The organism is Natronorubrum amylolyticum (genome assembly GCF_052040145.1).
Taxonomy (GTDB): Archaea; Halobacteriota; Halobacteria; order Halobacteriales; family Natrialbaceae; genus Natronorubrum.
The window spans coordinates 677,122-694,599 of sequence record NZ_JBPPFW010000003.1 but is presented as its reverse complement, the minus strand read 5'-3'; the positions used below and the strand labels follow the sequence as shown (position 1 = coordinate 694,599).

The following is a 17,478-nucleotide window of genomic DNA, read 5'->3' as shown; positions in this document are numbered from 1 at the left end:
GACTCGTGAGGCCGGGTCCGATAGCGCGGTGTCGTCACGCGAACCGCCGGCTATCGCGGTAGTGCTATCGGTTCTGGGCCTGCTCGATCCAATCTTCGATTCGGCTGGGTGAGATACCGGTTTCGGTAGCCAGCTCCGCGGTATCGGCATCGGCCAGCTGATCGAAGGTTTCGATACCGGCTTCCGTCAGATCGTCCGCGTAGGCCTGCCCGACGCCGCTGAGATCGGTCAGGTCGTCGGTCTCGGCCTCGATCTCGGAGGCCGCGTCCTCGCCGGCGACCTCTTCGACGACGTCTTCGTCGACGGTCATCTCGCCCGGCTCTGCGGGCTCCGCTTGGATGTCGTCCTCACCGCGCGCGGTGACTTCCTCGTCGGTCCGGTCGGTCGTCTCCGCGTCGATGTCGTCCGGTTCGGTCCCGACGTCGGCGTCGGTTTCGACCGTTGCGCCGCCGTCGGTCAGATCCGCAGGACCGGTTTCGTCGCCGGCGACGTCCTCGGCGAGTGCGGCGTCTTCGGCTTCGGGTTCAGGCGTCTCCGGTTCAGCCTCAACCTCCGTCCCGTTCGAACGCGTCTCGAACCACTCGCTGACCTGCGGCCAGAGTTCCTCGTGGCTTCTCGAGGAGACGGACATCCCGATGTGGCCCGTCGCGAACTCGAGGATCTCGGTGTCCTCGGAACTGATAACGTCGTTGAACGGCTTCGACGCCTCCGGCGGGATGAGGTGGTCGTACTCCGCGACGATCTGAAGGACGGGCATGTCGATCTTCGTGAGGTCGACGTGCTCGCCGTTCAGGTAGAGCTCGTTCTCGTAGAGCTTGTTCTCCTGATAGATGTCGCGGATGAACTCCTCGTAGGCCTTGCCGGCGACGTCGATTCCCTCGTCGAGCCAGCGCTCCATCCGGGCGAAGTTCTCGACGAAATCCTCGTCCTCCATGTTGTCGTAGAAGCGGACGTACTTCGTCACGTTGTTCGCGACGGGATCCATCAGCGCGAAGCCGACGTCGAGGAATTCGGCGGGAACGTTGTCGAAGGTGTCGGTGACCGTCTCGGGGTCGTAGTAGTCGTCGGCGCCCCAGAGCTCGAGCACGCCGCCGTCGCCGGCAAAGCAGAGGCCGGCGGCCATCAGCGCGAGGTTCTTGACCTTCTCGGGGTAGAGCGCGGCGTACATCGCCGACTTCGTGCCGCCCATACAGTAGCCGAGGATGTTGATCGAGTCCTGTCCGGAGCGCTCGCGGACGACGTCGACGCAGTTGTCGATGTAGCGGTTGACGTAGTCGTCGAGGCCCAGCGTGCGGTCGAGCTTCGAGGGTTCGCCCCAGTCGATCAGATAGACGTCGAAGCCGGCCTCGAGCAGCGTCTGGACGACCGAGCGGTCGGGCTGGAGGTCGAGGATGTACGGCTTGTTGATCAGCGCGTACGTGACGAGGATCGGCACGTCGTGTTGCTCCTCGGTCATCGGCTCGTAGTGGAGGAGTTTGAGCTTGTTCTCCTCGTAGACGACCTCGCTCGGCGTCTGGCCGACCTCGACGTTCTCGAGCGTTTCGGTCCGTTCTGGTGCGACTTTGCTCTTGTCGGCCAGATCGGCGGTCGCCTCCCAGGCCTGGCGCTGCAGGTCCAGGACGGATGTGAACGGATTCATCATTCTTCCTCGAGGTGGTCCAGAACGCGGTCGAGTTTCTGCTCGACGGCGTGCTGGCGGCGCTCGAGTTCGACGAGGCGGTCGCCGACCTCGACGACGGTGTCTTCCGTCGCGAAGCCGAGCTGGCTGAGCGTCTCCTGTGAGGCCTCGTCAGCCTGTTGCTGGAGTTCGAGGATGTCGCCGACGGTTTCGCCGGTCATCCGAGCAAAGGCGGTCGTCGACATGACGTCCTTGAACGCGTCGTTGGCCGTGTTAAGCCATATGTCGCGGAACTCCTCCATGTCGACCTCTTCGCCTTCCATCTGATCGTTCATCCGCTCGACCATCTGCTGGGAGGCGTTCATCCACGTCTCGTAAGCCCGCGCGTAGCCCTCGACGCCCTCGGAGATCTCGTTCTCGTCGGTGGCGTCGCCGACGGCTTCGGACCAGCTCTCGACGAACTGGGCCTGGGCTTCCATGTTCTCTTCGATCGCGTCCATAAACTGTTCGTTCCACTGTTCGACGACTGCGTTCCAGTTCTGCGCCTGGGGCTGTGAATCTGTCATTGTGCTAAAATTGGGGTTCGGCGCTGAAAAAGCTGCGCCTGATGCTGCGGTCTACGCCGAGACGTCGAACTCTTCGGCGGCTTCCTCAACGTCGTCTGCGACGGACGCGACGTTCGCTTCGACCTGTTCGTGGGCCTCGAGCGCGGCGTCGAACGAGTTGTCGACGACCTCGGAGTAGCTCGCGGCGAACTCGTCGTAGGCGGCTTCGGACTCGTCGATGGCCTCGACGACGGCCTCGAGCGACTGGTGCTGTGCGTCAGTTGCGGAGTCGAAGCCTTCGTCGACGAGTTCGCGGAGTTCGTCGAACTCGGCGGCCTGCTCGGGCATGGAGGCCTCGAGGGCGTCGAAGTAGGCGTGGACGGCGCCCTTGGTCAGTTCGGCGTTGGATTCGAACATCGCGCCGGAGCTCTCGACGGCGTCGCCGAAGGCGCTGATCGAGGACTTCTGGGCCTCGAGGGCGTCGTGGGTGAGGTTCTGGGACTGTTCGAGTGCGGTGCGCTGTGCGTCGAAGACGGCGGTGAATGGGTTCTGAGTCATGATTGATCTTCTCGGTTTCGCTTGACGGGTACGACGATCGTCTGGACGATATCGCCCTCTTCGATGTCGAGGGCTTCCCGTTCCGGGCCGGGAATGCTGATCCGACCGCCGCTCTGGACGCGAGCTTTGAACGTCGCCGTTCCCATGTTCATCGGACCGAAGCTGGAACCGGTATCGAACGGGTTCGAGCCGCTGGCCTGCATCATCTTCTTCATCATCTCCTGCTGGGATTCGGCAACCTGCTCGCCTGCCTCCTGCATCTGTTCGGTGAACATCGCAGGCGGGAACCAGAGCGATCGGTCGGAGTCGTCCGTCATCAACAGAACGTACGGGCTCGGACCTGATAAGGGTTTCCACTAGATACCATCTGATACCATCTAATGGGTTAAGACGTATCGGACGTGCTCTCGCGGTCTTCAGACGGGCGACGAGTCGGCGACGCCGATCGAACGAGGGGACGGCAATCACCCGATCGAGCGATCGATCGAACCGGGCGAACGAAAATAGCTAATAATCGTGTACAATCCGGTTAAAATCGTCCAGGTCAGCCAAAGAAGTCATAACCACCACACACCTACCGGGCCGTAGATGTCCCACGAGAAGCCTGCGAAACACAACTTCGCTGCCATGACCGACGCGTGGACGTCGATGGCCCAGACTCTCTTCGAAAGTGCGACTGCTGCCAACCGCGCGGCGATGTCCGCCATGTTGGCACCCGGCGTCTCGAACGGCTCCGATACCGAGACCGTCGCCGCGTCGATTCCGTCGATCGATCACTCCCACCTCGACTGGCAGTTCGACCGAACGGTCGACGACCCGGCCCACATCAGCGTCGGCGACACCGTCACCTTCGAAAAAGTCCTGAGCGAGGACGACGTTCGGGCGTTCGCCCACGTCAGCGGCGACACGAACCGACTCCACCTGGACGAAGAGTTCGCCGCCGGCACGCGATTCGGCGAGCGGATCGTCCACGGGACCCTCGTTTCCGGTCTCATCAGCGCCGCGCTGGCGCGACTCCCTGGACTCACGATCTACCTCTCTCAGGACCTCGAGTTCAGCGGGCCCGTCGGCATCGGCGACCGCGTCTCCGCCCGCGTCGAGATCGTCGAAGACCTCGGGAACAGGCAGTACCGCCTCGAGACGATCATCCGGAACGAGAGCGAGGACGCGACCGTCATCAACGGCGAAGCGGTCGTCCTGATCGACGACATGCCGGAAGAGTAGTCGACGTTCCACGCCGTCGGCCGACCGCTCAGGCAGTTTAGCAGCCTCTCGTTTTCAGCCCAGCCCTCCCCCGCCCGCCGATCCCGTAGCGACGGCGCAGCCGAATCCGGGTGCAACGTTGCTAAGTAGTTCCTCGCGGAACGGCCTGCTATGACGCTCTTCGGGACTGCAGGGATCCGCGGCCCGGTCGAGGAGGTAACGCCAGCGCTCGCGCTCGCGGTCGGACAGGCCGCCGGCGATCCCGACACGACGTTCGTCGTCGGCCGAGACGGCCGAGAAACTGGACCCGCGCTCGCCGCGGCGGTCGAAGCCGGCCTCGAGAGCGCCGGCTCGGACGTCGTTCGAATCGGCGAAGTACCGACGCCGACGCTGGCGTTCGCCTCGCGCGGCCGCAAGGGTGTGATGCTCACTGCGAGCCACAACCCGCCCCAGGACAACGGCATCAAACTCTTCGCGAACGGCGTCGAGTTCGACCGCAACGCCGAACGCGCCGTCGAGGATCTAGTCGAGAGCGACGGCGGGCTCGAGTCCGTCCGCTGGGACCGGTGGGGCGAGTCGTCGACGCTCGAGGTCCTCGACGCGTATCGGGACGCTGTCGTCGCCTACGTGCGCGAACAGTTCTCGTCGTCGAGCGACGGCTCGGCCGACGAGACGCCGCTCGAGGGGCTCGAGATCGCCGTCGACTGCGGCAACGGGATGGGATCGCTCGCGACGCCCCACGTCCTCGGACGGCTCGGCGCCGACGTCGTCGCGCTCAACGCGAACGTCGACGGCCACTTTATCGCCCGCGAGAGCAAGCCGACGCCGGAGACGCTGTCGGACTTTTCGGCCTTTTTGGAGACGGGCTCGTTCGACCTCGGACTGGCCCACGACGGCGACGCCGATCGACTGGTCGTGCTCGGCCCCGACGGGGAGGTGATCCACGAGGACACCGTGCTCGCCCTCGTCGCGGCCCACTACACGGCGGCGAGCGACGCCGAGGACCCCGTCGTCGTGACGACGCCCAACGCATCGGCACGCATCGACGAACAGGTCCGCAACGCGGGCGGACATGTCGAGCGAGTCCGACTCGGCGCGCTCCACGAGGGGATCGCTCGAGAGCGCCGCGCGGCGGCGGACGACGACGAGACGGCCGTCGTCTTCGCCGCGGAGCCGTGGAAACACATCCACACGGCCTTCGGCGGGTGGATCGACGGCGTCGCGAGCGCGGCCGTCGTCAGCGCCCTCGTCGCCGCGGCCGGCGATACGGAAACGCTCCGCGCGCCGGTCACCGAACGACCCTACCGAAAGGTCAGCGTCGACTGCCCGGACGACGCCAAGGCCGACGCGATGGCCGCCCTCGAGACCGACCTCTCCGACGGGTTCCCGGCGGCGGCCGTCGACACGAGCTACGGCGTTCGCCTCGAGTTCGAGGACGCCTCGTGGATCCTCGTCCGGCCGAGCGGAACCGAACCCTACGTGCGGATCTACGCCGAGAGCGACACTGTCGACGACCTGGTCGCGGACGCCCGCGACGTCGTCGAGGCTGCGATCGCCGCTTCCCGGTGAGCGAGTCGAATCCGAAGCGCCGAACCGGGTTTCGGGGCTTTGGTCGGGTTCACGACGGTGGAGTCGAACCGGATCGGGTCTCGTGCAAGCCGGGCGATTTCGATTCCGGCTGTGCGTTTCACGCCGTTCGTATTCGAAACGAATAACAAGTGAAGGCAGACTAGTTCTGTTAGTATTACATTCGTCGATTCCGACGAGTATAAACCGAATGTCTACGCTATTCAGGGCTATGGCGCAGAATCGACGGCGGTTCCTTACTGGTGCAGGTGTCGCAGGACTGACCACGATAGCCGGCTGTGTGGGCGGCTTCGGCGAAGACGCCGATACGGAGTATCAGGTCGGTATGATCTACGCGAGCGGCGGGCTCGGCGACAACTCGTTCAACGATATGGCGCAGTCGGGGATCGAGGACGCGCAGGACGAGTTCGACCTCAGCTACGATCAGGCCGAACCCGACGACGAGGGTGAGTTCGACGGCCACCAGCGCGACTTCGCGGAGGGCGGTGAGTACGATCTGATCACCTGTGTCGGCTTCGCACAGGAGGACGCGCTCGCGGAGAACGCACCCGAGTACCCCGATCAGAACTTTATGATCATCGACACCGCGGGTATCGAGGAAGACAACGTCCGAAACTACGTCTTCGACGAACCGGGCGGCTCGTTCCAGGTCGGCCACCTGGCGGGACTGTTGACCGCCGAGGAGTTCTCGGCCGGCGACGGAGAGACGAATCCGGACGAGGACGTCGTCGGCTTCGTCGGCGGCGTCGAATCGCCCCTGATCGAATCGTTCGAGGCCGGCTTCACCGCCGGCGTCGAGTACGCGAACGACGACGCCGAGGTCATCTCCTCGTACGTCGGCGACTTCAACGACACGAGCGGCGGTCAAGAGGCCGCGCTCTCGATGTATCAGGACCACGGCGCCGATATCGTCTTCCACGCCGCGGGTGCGACCGGCGTCGGCGTCTTCCAGGCCGCCGAATCCGAAGGTCGGTTCGCGATCGGCGTCGACTCCGATCAGTCGCTCGAGGAGGAGGACTACGCCGACGTGATCCTCGCGAGCATGGTCAAACGCGTCGACGAGGCCGTCTACACGGCCGTCGAGTCGATCGTCAACGACGAGTTCGAGGGCGGCGAAACCGAGGAGCTCGGACTCGAGGACGGTGGCGTCGAGGCTGTTTACGGCGACACGATCGGCGACGAGATTCCCGACGAGATCACGGATCAGGTCGACGAATCCAGACAGGAACTCATCGACGGCGAGATCGAGGTTCCGGACGATCCCGACGACGTCTGATCGCGCATGACCGAGCCGGGAACGGAACACACCGACGACGCGGGCGGAGTCGAGACAGCAACTGCGGGCGATCTCGCGGTGCATCTCGACGGAATCACCAAACGGTTTCCGGGCGTCGTCGCGAACGACGACGTCGACCTGCTGGTCGAGCGAGGGAGCGTCCACGCCCTGCTGGGGGAGAACGGGGCCGGAAAGACGACGCTGATGAACGTCCTCTACGGGCTCTACGAGCCGAACGAGGGCCGCGTGGTCGTCGACGGCACCGAGCGCGCGTTCGGTTCGCCGCGCGACGCCATCGACGCCGGGATCGGCATGATCCACCAGCACTTCATGCTGGTCGACACGATGACCGTCGCGGAGAACATCGCACTCGGTAACGAGCCGCGAAAGTGGTTCGGGATGGCGGTCGACCGCGAACGTATCGAGCGCGAGATCCGGGATCTCTGCGATCGCTACGGGTTCGACGTCGATCCGACGGCGACGATCGCCGACTGCAGCGTCGGCGTCCAGCAGCGCGTCGAGATCCTCAAAGCGCTCTACCGGGGCGCCGACGTCCTCATCCTCGACGAGCCGACGGCCGTCCTCACGCCCCAGGAGGTCGAGGGACTCTACGACGTGCTCGAGGAGCTAACGGCCCAGGGGAAGACGATCATTTTCATTACGCACAAACTCGGTGAGGCGACACACGCCGCGGACGCGATCACCGTCCTCCGGGACGGGGAGTCCGTCGGTACGGTCGATCCGAACCGGACGACGCGGGAGGAACTGGCCGAGTACATGGTCGGCCGGGAGGTGCTCCTCGAGGCCGAAACCGAGCCGAACGAGGTCGGCGGGACGATCCTCTCCGTCGACGAACTGTCCGTCGAAGACGCGCGCGGCGTCGAGGTCGTGTCGGGCATCGATCTCGAGGTCCGAGCCGGCGAGATCCTCGGCATCGCCGGGGTCGACGGCAACGGCCAGACCGAACTGATCGAGGCAATCACGGGACTTCGAGAGCCCGAACGCGGGTCGGTCGTCTTCGATGACGCGGACGTGACCGGCTGGTCGCGCCGCGACCGAATCGATGCCGGCATGTCGTACATCCCGGAGGATCGCCACGAGCAGGGGCTCGTGATGTCGTTCGATCTCGTCGAAAACGGCGTGCTCGGAAGCCAGCGCTCCGAGGAGTTCTCCGAATCCGGACGCATCGACTGGCAGGAGGTCCGCGACCACTCCGAGGAGATCATCGAGACCTACGACGTTCGCCCACCCGACGCGGAGGCGGACGCCGAATCCCTCTCGGGAGGGAACCAACAGAAGTTCATCGTCGGCCGCGAGTTCGAACGCGGTCCGCGATTGGTCGTCGCGACCCACCCGACGCGCGGCGTCGACATCGGTTCGACCGAGTTCATCCACGAACGGCTGCTCGAACTCCGCCGCGCGGGTATCGCCATCCTGCTCGTCTCGTCGAATCTGGACGAGGTGCGGAGCCTCTCCGACCGGTTGGCGGTCATCTACGAGGGCTCGTTCATGGACGTCACCGATCCCGACGATCTCACCGAGGAGGGACTCGGCTTGCTCATGGCCGGCGAACGGCCGGAGTCACGAGCCGCGTCCGACTCCGCCGGCGGAATGTCACCGACCACCGACGCCGATTCCGGAGGTGACGCATGAGACAGCGACTCGAGACCCTTATCGAGCGCCTCATCCGCGCGTCGATCCTCGAGCGGGTCGCCATCAGTATCGCGGCCCTGTTCGCGTCGATCCTGGTCGGCGGCGTGCTCGTGTTCGTTTCGGGCGCCTTCGCCTCCTGTCAGACCGGGCTGAACGTCGCCGGCTGGACCTTCTGTTACAACCCGGTGCAGGTCTACTACGAGCTGTTCTTGGGCGCGCTTGGCCACCCACTCGAGGGCGGCTGGAGTCCGGGGAACCACCGACTGGCGACGACGCTCCAGCAGACGACGCTGCTGATCTTCACCGGACTGTCGTTCGCGGTGGCCTACCGGGCCGGCCTGTTCAACATCGGGACGCAGGGACAGTTAGTCGTCGGCGGTCTCGCGACGGCGGTCACCGTCGTTTACGCCTCGTTGATCGTTCCCAGCGGCGTCGTCGGGACGGTCGTGCTCATCCCGCTCGGCGTGCTCGCCGGTGCGGTCGCGGGTGGGTTCTTCGGCGCGATTCCGGGCGCCCTCAAAGCCTACGCCGACGCGAACGAGGTCATCACGACCATCATGCTCAACTTCGTCGCCGTCGGGATCACCTCGACGCTGTTATCTTGGCAGTTCCAGGATCCCGACAGCCCCAATCCGGGGACTCGGCGAATCCCCGAGTACGCCGAGATTCCGAACATCCCTCTCGTCGGCTTCAGTAGCCGGGCGAACTTCTCGCTGCTCGCGCTCGCGTTCGCGGTCGCGCTCATGATCGGGATCGCCTGGCTGCTCGCGCGTACTTCCTTCGGTTACGAACTCCGGACGAGCGGCGTCCAACCGGAGGCGGCCGCCTACAGCGGCGTCGACGAGAAACGGATGATCGTCACGAGCATGACCCTCTCCGGCGCGCTCGGCGGTATCGGCGGCGCGCTCTGGGTGCTCATGCAACACGGACGCTGGCTCGAGAGCGTGCCGCCGCTCGGCTTCGACGGCATCGCCGTCTCGATCCTCGCGGCCAACAATCCGCTGGGTATCGGCGCGTCAGCGTTCCTCTTCGGCGTCCTCGACAGCGGCTCGAGCGCGATCGGGACCGCGACGGCCGTCCCGCCGGAGTTGGTGGGGATTCTGAGCGGTCTCATCATCCTGTTCGTCGCGATGCCGGAGTTCTTCCGTATGATCGGCACACGATACGTCGACGTCAGCAGTAGCGACCCCGTCCGCGCGGATGGCGGTGAACCAGATGACGACGGAGCAACGACCGACGACGGAGGTGAGCGCGATGATTGACAACCGGCGAACCGGGATCATGATCGCCGTAACCGCCTCGTTCGCGGTCCTCTGGATCCTATTCGGCGTCCTCTTCCCCGATTCGTGGGCGGGCGTTACGCTATCGGTCGCTGCCAGCCCGGGAACGCACACGGCGATGCTCCGGCTGGCCGTCCCCATCGCGCTCGCCGCGATCGGGGGGATCTTCGCGGAGAAGAGCGGCGTGATCAACATCGGAATCGAGGGGCTGCTCATCGTCTCGGCGTTCAGCGCGGTGATCGTCACCTTCTGGCTGGGCTCCGGCGAGTCGACGTTCGCGGTCTCACACCACTGGTGGGGACTGCTCGCTGGCGTGCTCGTGAGCACGCTGTTCGCGCTGCTGTTCGCGGTCGTCTGCATCGAGTACAAGGCGGACCAGATCATCGCGGGACTGGCGCTCTGGCTCATCGCGCTCGGATTGGCACCGTTCGTCTCGCGAATCGTCTTCGACAGTCCGAACACCGGCAACGTCGGCACGTTCGACAACGTGACGATCCCGGTGCTGTCCGAGATTCCGCTACTCGGCTACCTGCTGTTCGACACGCCGCCGCAGGTCTACCTCATGTTCGGGGCCGTCCTCGTCGGCTGGTACGTGCTCAACTGGACGAGCTTCGGGCGCTGGGTTGTCGCCAGCGGCGAGAACCCGAAGGCGCTCGATACAGCCGGCGTTGACGTCCGAAAGGTTCGCTACGCGGCGGTCATCCTCTCGGGCGTGTTCGCCGGTCTCGGCGGCGCAGGGTTCGCACTCGGCCAGCTCGGGACCTTCGCCGGCGGCGGCGAAACCGACATGCAGGGCCGCGGGTTCATCGCCATCGCGACCTACCTGTTCGCGAACTACCACCCCCTCGGCGCGCTCGCCGGCTCGTTTCTCTTCGCGGGCCTCGACGCGTTCCAGCTCCGGATTCAGAACATCGGCTACGCCGTCCCGTCGGAGCTCATCCGCACGATTCCCTACGTGACCGTGATCCTCGTGATCACCTTCGTCGGGAAGACCCGGCTGCCGGGTGCCGCCGGCGAGAACTACGAGTCTGGGGAGGACTGACCGCCGCTTCGCTTCCGACGGCGGGTCTGCGGCTGTCGGTGCCTTCTTGTCCGCTCTCGAGTTAGCAGCGGTATGAACAAGACCAAGTTGCTCGAGGCCGCCCGCGACGTCCAGTCCGACGCCCACGTTCCCTACTCCGAGTACCCCGTCGGTGCCGCCCTCGAGACGGCCGACGGGGAGGTCTTCGTCGGCTGTAACTTAGAGAACGCGAACTACAGCAACAGCCTCCACGCGGAAGAGGTGGCCGTCGCCGAGGCGGTCAAGAACGGCCACCGAGACTTTGCGCGGCTCGCCGTCAGCTCCGGCCGCCGGGACGGAGTCACGCCCTGCGGGATGTGCCGACAGACTCTCGCCGAATTCTGCGACGACGACCTCCTCGTGATCTGTGACGAAGGCGAGGACGAGGACCCGACGGAGTACACGCTCGGTGGCCTGCTGCCGAACACGATCACCGAGGAGATGCTCGAGTAGCTTCGTCGCCCGTCCTCGCGTAATTGTCTGTTTCGACGGCGCGCAGCGGCACGGCGAACGACAGTGAGCGGTGTCGCAACTCGCGAGGGATGAGCGACTGAAAGGAGCGTAGCGCGGAACCAACGGTTCCGCGGACATTCGAACGGGCCCGTTGGGCCCGTGAGAAGAAATCGGTTGGGGAGGGTGTGGAAACCCTCGGTGTCTGCCTCGAGTCGGTGTTCTGGATTGTGCATCGCTGAGAGTCGCTGCATCGGTATCGGACCGTCAAGAGTCGCTTCTGCCGCGATAGCCGAACTCCACCAGTCAGAACTGCCGCTCGAACTCCACCGGATCGGAGACCGTGTAGTACGGCCCGCCGAGTCGGCCGACGGTCGGGAGATCGCGCATGTCGAGTTTTCCGTCGCCCTCGGCGAGCAGTTCCTCGTCGACGTGAACGTGCTGGACGTCGCCGAGGATCATCAGTTTGTCGTGGACCTCGAGCGAGTCGTGCAGCGTACACTCCATCGAGACGGCCGCGTTCGCGACCCGCGACGCCGAGACGGTTCGACAGTCGGCGCGCTCGACGTCGGCGAGATCGAACTCGCTCTCCTCGGGCGGGATCGCGGCCGAGGTGTGGTCCATCCGTTCGATCTCGGACTCGGTGACGACGTTGACGACGAACTCGCCCGTATCCAGGGCGTTTCGTGCCGTGTCCTTCAGTTCGTCGCGGTCGCCGTTGGGCGTGTTGAACAGCACCGTCGGCTCCGTCAGCGAGACGTAGTTGTAGGAGCTGAAGGGTGCCAGGTTGTCGACGCCATCCTCGGTTCGCGTGCTGATCCAGGCGATGGGACGGGGAGTGACGACCGTCTTGACGAACCGGGCGATCTCGTCTTCGGACCGCTCGTCCGTGTCGAACTCGTGCATGACGAGTGGGTATGGGTACTCACCACATCAGTTCGATGGATTCCGGCGAGTTGTCGGGTGCGGTCCTCGAGGTGGCTTCGCGGCGAGTGAGTCGACCGAAACCACTTTCCGATGTTGGTTTCAACCTCCCATCATGTCCTCTCCGAACGAAGCACCGGACCGAAATCAGAACCTGGATCAGCCTTCGAGATTCGATGAGAGGGCCCTCTATACCGTCGTTCGCAAAGCGGTTCGGGACGCCCTGCTCGACGTGATCGGAACGCTGGTCTTGCTCGCCCTCGGGTTGGCGTCGGTCTGGGCGGGCGTACAGAACGCGGCCAGTCAGGGGGCCGACGGGCTCCTCTTTGCAGTGCCGATGATCCTGCTCGGCGTCTACTGTGCGGCCTACGCGCTCGATTTCGTTCCGCGAGCGCTCGGTCCGCTCTCGAGATGAGTGCGCGACGACGGCGTCATCTCCGCTTCTCGAGCACGTCCCGAAGCACCGTCCGGTGGCAGCGCTTCTTCGCGGTGTTCTCGAAACAGACCAGCGCCAGCGACTCGCCGTCCGCGAGTCGGGTTTCGAGGGCCTCGAGCGCCGCCTGCGCGTCGGCCGACTCCTCGAGGTAGTTTCGATACCGCTCCTCGAATCCGACTTCGTCCCACGCGGCGTTGTGTGCGCCTTCCTCGCAGATCCCGCGCATCTTCAGGTCGTCGACGGTCGTCTGAAACGACTCGAGCAACTCGCCGGGCGGTCCGAGTGCCGGACGGTTCTCGTCGACGGCCCCGTGAAACCACGGCGTCGGGTTCCGAACGACGCCGACGAGCGTCGTCTCGGGCGGGAGATCGGCGAGATCGTGTTGGAGCGCGGCCACGTAGGTGTCCTCGAGCGTTCCCTCGAACGCATTCTGGCCATTGGCATCGTCCGTTCCCTCGGCTCCGCGTGCCATACCGGCGGTACGTCGGCCCTGCAGTTATATACGGCGGCGGTGCGAATCACCGCGTCTGAATGACCGGCGACAGCGAAGATCCGAACGCCGACGTACAGTACCACCTCGAGGTCGGCTCCGACGACGTCGCGGAGACCGTGCTCCTCCCGGGGAATCCGGAGCGACTCGAGAAGATCGTCGACTTCTGGGACGACCACGAAGTCACGGCCCACCACCGCGAGTACCGGACCGCGACGGGGACGACCGAGGGAACGCCGATCTCGGTTACGTCGACGGGGATCGGCAGTCCGTCGGCGGCCATCGCCGTCGAGGAACTCGCCCGCGTCGGCTGTGACACGTTCATTCGCGTCGGCTCCTGTGGGGCGATCCAACCCGAGATGGACGTCGGCGATCTGGTGATCACGACCGGTGCGGTCCGTCAGGAGGGAACCAGCGACGAGTACGTCCGGGAGGATTACCCCGCCGCGGCCGACCACGAGGTCGTCTGCGCGCTGGTCGCGGCCGCCGAGCGACTCGGCTACGACTATCACACGGGCATCACGATGAGCGCGGACTCCTTCTACGCGGGCCAGGGTCGCCCCGGTTTCGAGGGATTCGAGGCCGCCGGCGCGGACGACCTCGTCGACCAGTTGAAGGAGGCGAACGTGAAGAACATCGAGATGGAAGCCAGCGCGATCGTGACCATCGCGAACATCTACGGCCTTCGGGCCGGCGCGGTCTGTACCGTCTACGCAAATCGAGAGACCGGCGAGTTCCGAACCGAGGGCGAGTCACGCGCCGCCGAAACGGCGACGCTCGCAACCCACCTGCTCGCGAAGATGGACGCCGTCAAGCGCGAGGCCGGCGCGGACCGCTGGCACGCCGGGCTCTCGCTCGAGGACGCCTAACCGGTAGTCAGTCGATGTCAGCGAAAATCCGTCGTTGAACCGAATCGCGTGCAGTGTGACTACAGCTGCTCGTTCTCGTGGAGACGTTTCATCCGGTTCTCGAGGTCGACGCCGCGCTTCTCGAAGTACGCGATGCGAGCCCGGTAGAAGAGGTAGCCGAGAATCATCCAGCCGGCGAGGACGGCGACCATCATCCGGAGCTGGGTTGCAACCAGCACCCAGAGGATCGCAGCGGAGACGACCGCTCCCGCGGCAGTGGTTTTGAGCAGCCACGGCGGCAGCTTGTACAGCGAGTACTCGTAGCGGTCGGGGAACACCTTCGGCAGGTTCCACAGCGCGACGCCGGCGACGGCGAGGCCGAACAGGATCGTCAGCGAGAGCGCCACGGAGAGCGTGACGGTTCCCGGCGAAATCGGCGCGACGAGCAGCGGCGGGACGCCCAGCAGGAGGACGGCCACGTACGGCGAGTCGTAGCGGTCGTGAATGCGGGCGATCGCCCCCGGGATGATGTCGTCACGACCAGCTCGCATCAGGAGCCTCGAGTACGCGGTGTAGGTCATGTTGATCGACGTCAGCGCACCCATCGCCGCGGCCATCAGGACGAGTGCAGTCAGTGCCGTCGGGAAGTTCTGCAGTGAGACCTCCGCGACGGCGGCGTCCATCCCGCCGAGGACCTCGTAGTTCGCCGACCCGACGAGGACGACGACGAGTCCGACCAGCAGCGAGAGGGAGATCGCGGCCGAGAGCCCGAGCACGCGCGGAATGTTCTTCGCGGGGTTCTCCATCTCCTCGCCGAGTTCGACGACGAGTCGGAAGCCCCGAAGCGGGAAGTACAGCGAGACGACGGCGACGATAGCCGGGCCGGTTCCCTCGGGGAACAGCGGCGTGTAGTTGTTCGTATCGACGATGAACGCGCCGGGAACAATGAACGCGAGCATCCCGACGACGATGATCGACACCATGATGAACTGAACGATAGCGACCATCTTGATCCCGAGTACGTTCAAAACGATAAACGGGATAAGCAGCCCGTAGATCAACCAGAGATCGGGAATCGCCGGAATCGCCGAGATGTTGTCGGCGACGAACCCGGCGTACTCGGCGAAGCCGAGGCCGATGAACAGCATGCCGGCCCAGACGCCGGGGATCGTGATCCACGGGAGCAAAAAGCCCCAGAACGGCCCCACGAGCCGCGACGCGTAGACGTAGCTCCCTCCGGCGACGGGTATCGCACTCCCCAACTGCAGCGACATGAGGATCCCGAAGGTCAGCGGGATCAACGCGAGCAACAGCGCGAAGATGATCCCCGGCCCGGCGTCCCCCGCCAGCGGCCCGGGGAGCACGAACGCACTCACCCCGATGACGTTTCCGATTATCAGTACCGTGGCCCCTATCAGCCCAACTTTCTGATCGATTATTCCGTGTTCAGACATTGTATCTATCTCAAGTGATTGTTCGTGACAAGTCCGGTAGTGGATAACAGTGTTACGGATTATCGATGCATGCGGTAACAGTGGTTGTAATATTTGCCAGCAGGGATTCCATAGCGTGTCGCTGGGTACTCTCGAGCGAAAAGAGTAGCCGACTCGAGTTCAGCAAGTCAGCGAGCGGCAGTTCGATCGGTGTTTGAGATACGCACGAGGCACTCCGCAGCAATTGAGCCCGCAGGTCAGTACACGAGCGCACTGTGCTACCGATTCGTCGGACTCGTTCGATAGTGGAGTCTCTGATTCTTCTCGACTCACGGGTCGCTTCGCACCCCGTTCACTGGCAACTGCTTCGGATCCTCCTACTCACGGCACAACCTGTCGCTCGCTCGAGCGGTCTTCGATTCCTCCCTACTCGCGGGTCGTTTCACTCCCCGTTCGTAAGCGGGTCCCCCGGACCCTCTCTACTCACGAATCCGGACGATTCCATCCTCGAAGACCTTCCGATTGGGGACGATATACTCCTCGGACTCGTCCTCGATTTTCGTCACGAACAGGTCGACTTCCTGGACGATTCCCACCTGTTCGCCGATCCGGACCCGGTCTCCGATCCCGTAGGGCTGGTTGAGCAGCAAGTAGATTCCCGCCGCACTCGAGATGAGAAAGTCCTTGAAGGCAATGGTTCCTACGAAAACGAGTCCGAAGGCGTACACCGTCAACAGGATCAACAATGCGACGACGTGCACCCCGATCTGCCCCAGCGCGATGATGAAGGTCACGTAGAGAACGGTGTACTTGACGAGCTTGGGGAGGACCGAGACCTCCGGGAGTTTGACGCCGCGGAGGTACTCGCCGACGACCAGCTCCGCCTTGTCCGCGACGATGAAGCCGATGATGAGCACGAGGACGGCGATGAACACCTGCGGGATGAACTCCGTTACGCGCAGCCAGAACGCGTCCGTATCCAGCAACTGCGCGATGTGAATCGCCGTGAGCACGGCGATCCCGTAGATGAACCACGAACTCAATCGCGCGACGATGCCGACCGTGGAGGTGCCGATCGACTGGGCGGTCCGCTCGAACGGCGTCCCCTCGACCGTCTCCGGCACGCCGGATGCCGTCAGCAACTCCTCGTTGAGCCGTCCGACGAGATAGCCGACGACGATCCCGAGCGCCAGCACTGCTGCGGCTATCACGGCCGGTTCGTCGATGAGGGTCTGCCAGTCCATATCAGTACGCCTCCGGATCGACCTCCAGAATGAGCTCGCCGGCCTTGAACGCCCGCACGAGTCCGTCGCTCTCGGAGAGGACGATCGTTATCGCGTTCGTATCCCGCGTGATCGCCCCGCCCGCCATATGGCGCGCGCCGAGGCCCTTCGGAATGTCGACTCCTTCGGCGGACGGCTCGAGGTACCGGTACGCCGAAACGATCTTCCCCGCATCGGAGATGACGAACGCCCCGTCGAGCCGCGAGAACTCCTTTAACATCACGTTCACGATCGGGTCGCCGACGTGAACGTGGGACTTCTCGAAGGGGTTGTACGACAGCGGCCGGGACTTGTTCATCACCTTGCCCGCGTCGCCGACGACGAACAGCGCGCCGACCGGTTTCCCCTTCTGACCTTTCTTTCCGAGTTCGATGGCCAACTCGAGGACCGCTTTGACGACCTCCGGCTCCGCCCGGGACTTGACGAAGAGGTCGTAGATTCCCGTATGGGCTTCGGCATCCGCGCGGACGCGAGAGAGGGTGTCGATACTGTCGCTAAACGTCATCGTCGCACACAACAGTTCGTCACCGCCGTCGATCAACCCCTGCTCCAGGGCGCCCTCGAGTCCGAACTTGATCCGCTCTCTGATATCGTCGAACGCCAGCGGCAGTTCGACGAACGTCTCCGCGCCGACGGCGTTTTCGGTCCCGATGACGATCAGATCGAGGTCCTCGATGTCCGTAAACCGCTCGTAGTACGAGCCGCTCGGCGAAAAGAGCACGACTGCATCAACGTTCGCATAGAGATCCCCGAACACGTCGTCTAACCCGTCCATTGATCATACAAGTCGGTCCCGCGTGAATAAGCGTTGTGGACCGTCTGACGCGCGTCTGT

The 17,478-nt window shown here is 64.4% G+C and carries 18 protein-coding genes; 9 read left to right on the top strand and 9 right to left on the bottom strand.

The features are described from left to right. Positions 1-64: 64 nt before the first annotated feature. From phaC to ACSFDB_RS14805, 4 genes are read right to left on the bottom strand one after another with little or no spacing between them, the layout of a single operon-like run. On the bottom strand, positions 65-1,642 hold the full coding sequence (phaC, locus tag ACSFDB_RS14820; RefSeq protein WP_440771714.1) for a class III poly(R)-hydroxyalkanoic acid synthase subunit PhaC: 1,578 nt from the start codon (positions 1,640-1,642) through the stop codon (positions 65-67). Then, entirely contained in the window at positions 1,639-2,184 is a 546-nt protein-coding gene (locus tag ACSFDB_RS14815) for a poly(R)-hydroxyalkanoic acid synthase subunit (RefSeq protein ID WP_440771713.1), read from the bottom strand. Before ACSFDB_RS14815 ends, phaC begins: the two co-directional genes overlap by 4 nt. 51 nt (positions 2,185-2,235) lie before the next feature. Beyond that, positions 2,236-2,721, bottom strand: a complete 486-nt coding sequence (locus tag ACSFDB_RS14810) for a hypothetical protein (protein WP_440771712.1) — start codon at positions 2,719-2,721, stop codon at positions 2,236-2,238. Further along, positions 2,718-3,038 (bottom strand): AbrB/MazE/SpoVT family DNA-binding domain-containing protein, encoded by a 321-nt coding sequence (locus ACSFDB_RS14805; RefSeq protein WP_090303481.1) that lies wholly within the window; start codon positions 3,036-3,038, stop codon positions 2,718-2,720. The genes ACSFDB_RS14810 and ACSFDB_RS14805 overlap by 4 nt, the downstream gene beginning before the upstream one ends. Before the next feature lie 271 nt (positions 3,039-3,309). Here ACSFDB_RS14805 and ACSFDB_RS14800 point away from each other — a divergent pair, with 271 nt between their 5' ends. The 7 genes from ACSFDB_RS14800 (at position 3,310) to cdd (ending at position 11,233) form a co-directional block, all read left to right on the top strand. Beyond that, the gene (locus tag ACSFDB_RS14800; protein WP_440771711.1) at positions 3,310-3,945 is read left to right on the top strand and encodes a MaoC family dehydratase; all 636 of its coding nucleotides are present in this window, start codon (positions 3,310-3,312) and stop codon (positions 3,943-3,945) included. A 150-nt stretch (positions 3,946-4,095) separates the two neighbouring features. Further along, positions 4,096-5,493, top strand: a complete 1,398-nt coding sequence (locus ACSFDB_RS14795) for a phosphohexomutase domain-containing protein (RefSeq protein ID WP_440771710.1) — start codon at positions 4,096-4,098, stop codon at positions 5,491-5,493. Between the two features lie 229 nt (positions 5,494-5,722). Continuing rightward, on the top strand, positions 5,723-6,787 hold the full coding sequence (locus ACSFDB_RS14790; protein WP_440771709.1) for a BMP family lipoprotein: 1,065 nt from the start codon (positions 5,723-5,725) through the stop codon (positions 6,785-6,787). A 6-nt stretch (positions 6,788-6,793) separates the two neighbouring features. Further along, a complete protein-coding gene (locus ACSFDB_RS14785) occupies positions 6,794-8,440 on the top strand; it encodes an ABC transporter ATP-binding protein (protein ID WP_440771708.1) in 1,647 nt (548 codons plus the stop codon). Continuing rightward, positions 8,437-9,702 carry an ABC transporter permease gene (locus tag ACSFDB_RS14780; RefSeq protein ID WP_440771707.1) on the top strand — a complete coding sequence of 422 codons (1,266 nt, stop codon included), beginning with the start codon at positions 8,437-8,439 and terminating at the stop codon, positions 9,700-9,702. Before ACSFDB_RS14785 ends, ACSFDB_RS14780 begins: the two co-directional genes overlap by 4 nt. After that, complete coding sequence (locus ACSFDB_RS14775; protein WP_440771706.1) at positions 9,695-10,762, top strand: ABC transporter permease; 1,068 nt, start codon at positions 9,695-9,697, stop codon at positions 10,760-10,762. The genes ACSFDB_RS14780 and ACSFDB_RS14775 overlap by 8 nt, the downstream gene beginning before the upstream one ends. 72 nt (positions 10,763-10,834) lie before the next feature. After that, positions 10,835-11,233 (top strand): cytidine deaminase, encoded by a 399-nt coding sequence (cdd, locus tag ACSFDB_RS14770; RefSeq protein ID WP_440771705.1) that lies wholly within the window; start codon positions 10,835-10,837, stop codon positions 11,231-11,233. Between the two features lie 303 nt (positions 11,234-11,536). Here the strand turns inward: cdd and ACSFDB_RS14765 are convergent, their stop codons facing one another. Beyond that, a complete protein-coding gene (locus ACSFDB_RS14765; protein WP_440771704.1) occupies positions 11,537-12,136 on the bottom strand; it encodes a flavin reductase family protein in 600 nt (199 codons plus the stop codon). Positions 12,137-12,269: 133 nt separating this feature from the next. Between ACSFDB_RS14765 and ACSFDB_RS14760 the strand changes: the two genes are divergently transcribed. Further along, positions 12,270-12,569: a hypothetical protein gene (locus tag ACSFDB_RS14760; RefSeq protein ID WP_440771703.1), complete on the top strand. Its 300-nt coding sequence runs from the start codon at positions 12,270-12,272 to the stop codon at positions 12,567-12,569. A gap of 16 nt (positions 12,570-12,585) precedes the next feature. Here the strand turns inward: ACSFDB_RS14760 and ACSFDB_RS14755 are convergent, their stop codons facing one another. Further along, positions 12,586-13,062, bottom strand: a complete 477-nt coding sequence (locus tag ACSFDB_RS14755; protein ID WP_440771702.1) for a DUF488 domain-containing protein — start codon at positions 13,060-13,062, stop codon at positions 12,586-12,588. Between the two features lie 59 nt (positions 13,063-13,121). Here ACSFDB_RS14755 and ACSFDB_RS14750 point away from each other — a divergent pair, with 59 nt between their 5' ends. Then, positions 13,122-13,949, top strand: a complete 828-nt coding sequence (locus tag ACSFDB_RS14750) for a nucleoside phosphorylase (protein WP_440771701.1) — start codon at positions 13,122-13,124, stop codon at positions 13,947-13,949. 59 nt (positions 13,950-14,008) lie between these two features. On the opposite strand, the gene ACSFDB_RS14745 is transcribed toward ACSFDB_RS14750, so the two are convergent. From ACSFDB_RS14745 to dacZ, 3 genes are all read right to left on the bottom strand, one after another. After that, positions 14,009-15,382 carry an APC family permease gene (locus ACSFDB_RS14745; protein WP_440771700.1) on the bottom strand — a complete coding sequence of 458 codons (1,374 nt, stop codon included), beginning with the start codon at positions 15,380-15,382 and terminating at the stop codon, positions 14,009-14,011. A gap of 458 nt (positions 15,383-15,840) precedes the next feature. Next, positions 15,841-16,605: a mechanosensitive ion channel family protein gene (locus ACSFDB_RS14740; RefSeq protein WP_440771699.1), complete on the bottom strand. Its 765-nt coding sequence runs from the start codon at positions 16,603-16,605 to the stop codon at positions 15,841-15,843. A gap of 1 nt (position 16,606) precedes the next feature. Next, positions 16,607-17,419, bottom strand: a complete 813-nt coding sequence (gene dacZ / locus ACSFDB_RS14735; protein WP_440771698.1) for a diadenylate cyclase DacZ — start codon at positions 17,417-17,419, stop codon at positions 16,607-16,609. Positions 17,420-17,478: the final 59 nt, after the last annotated feature.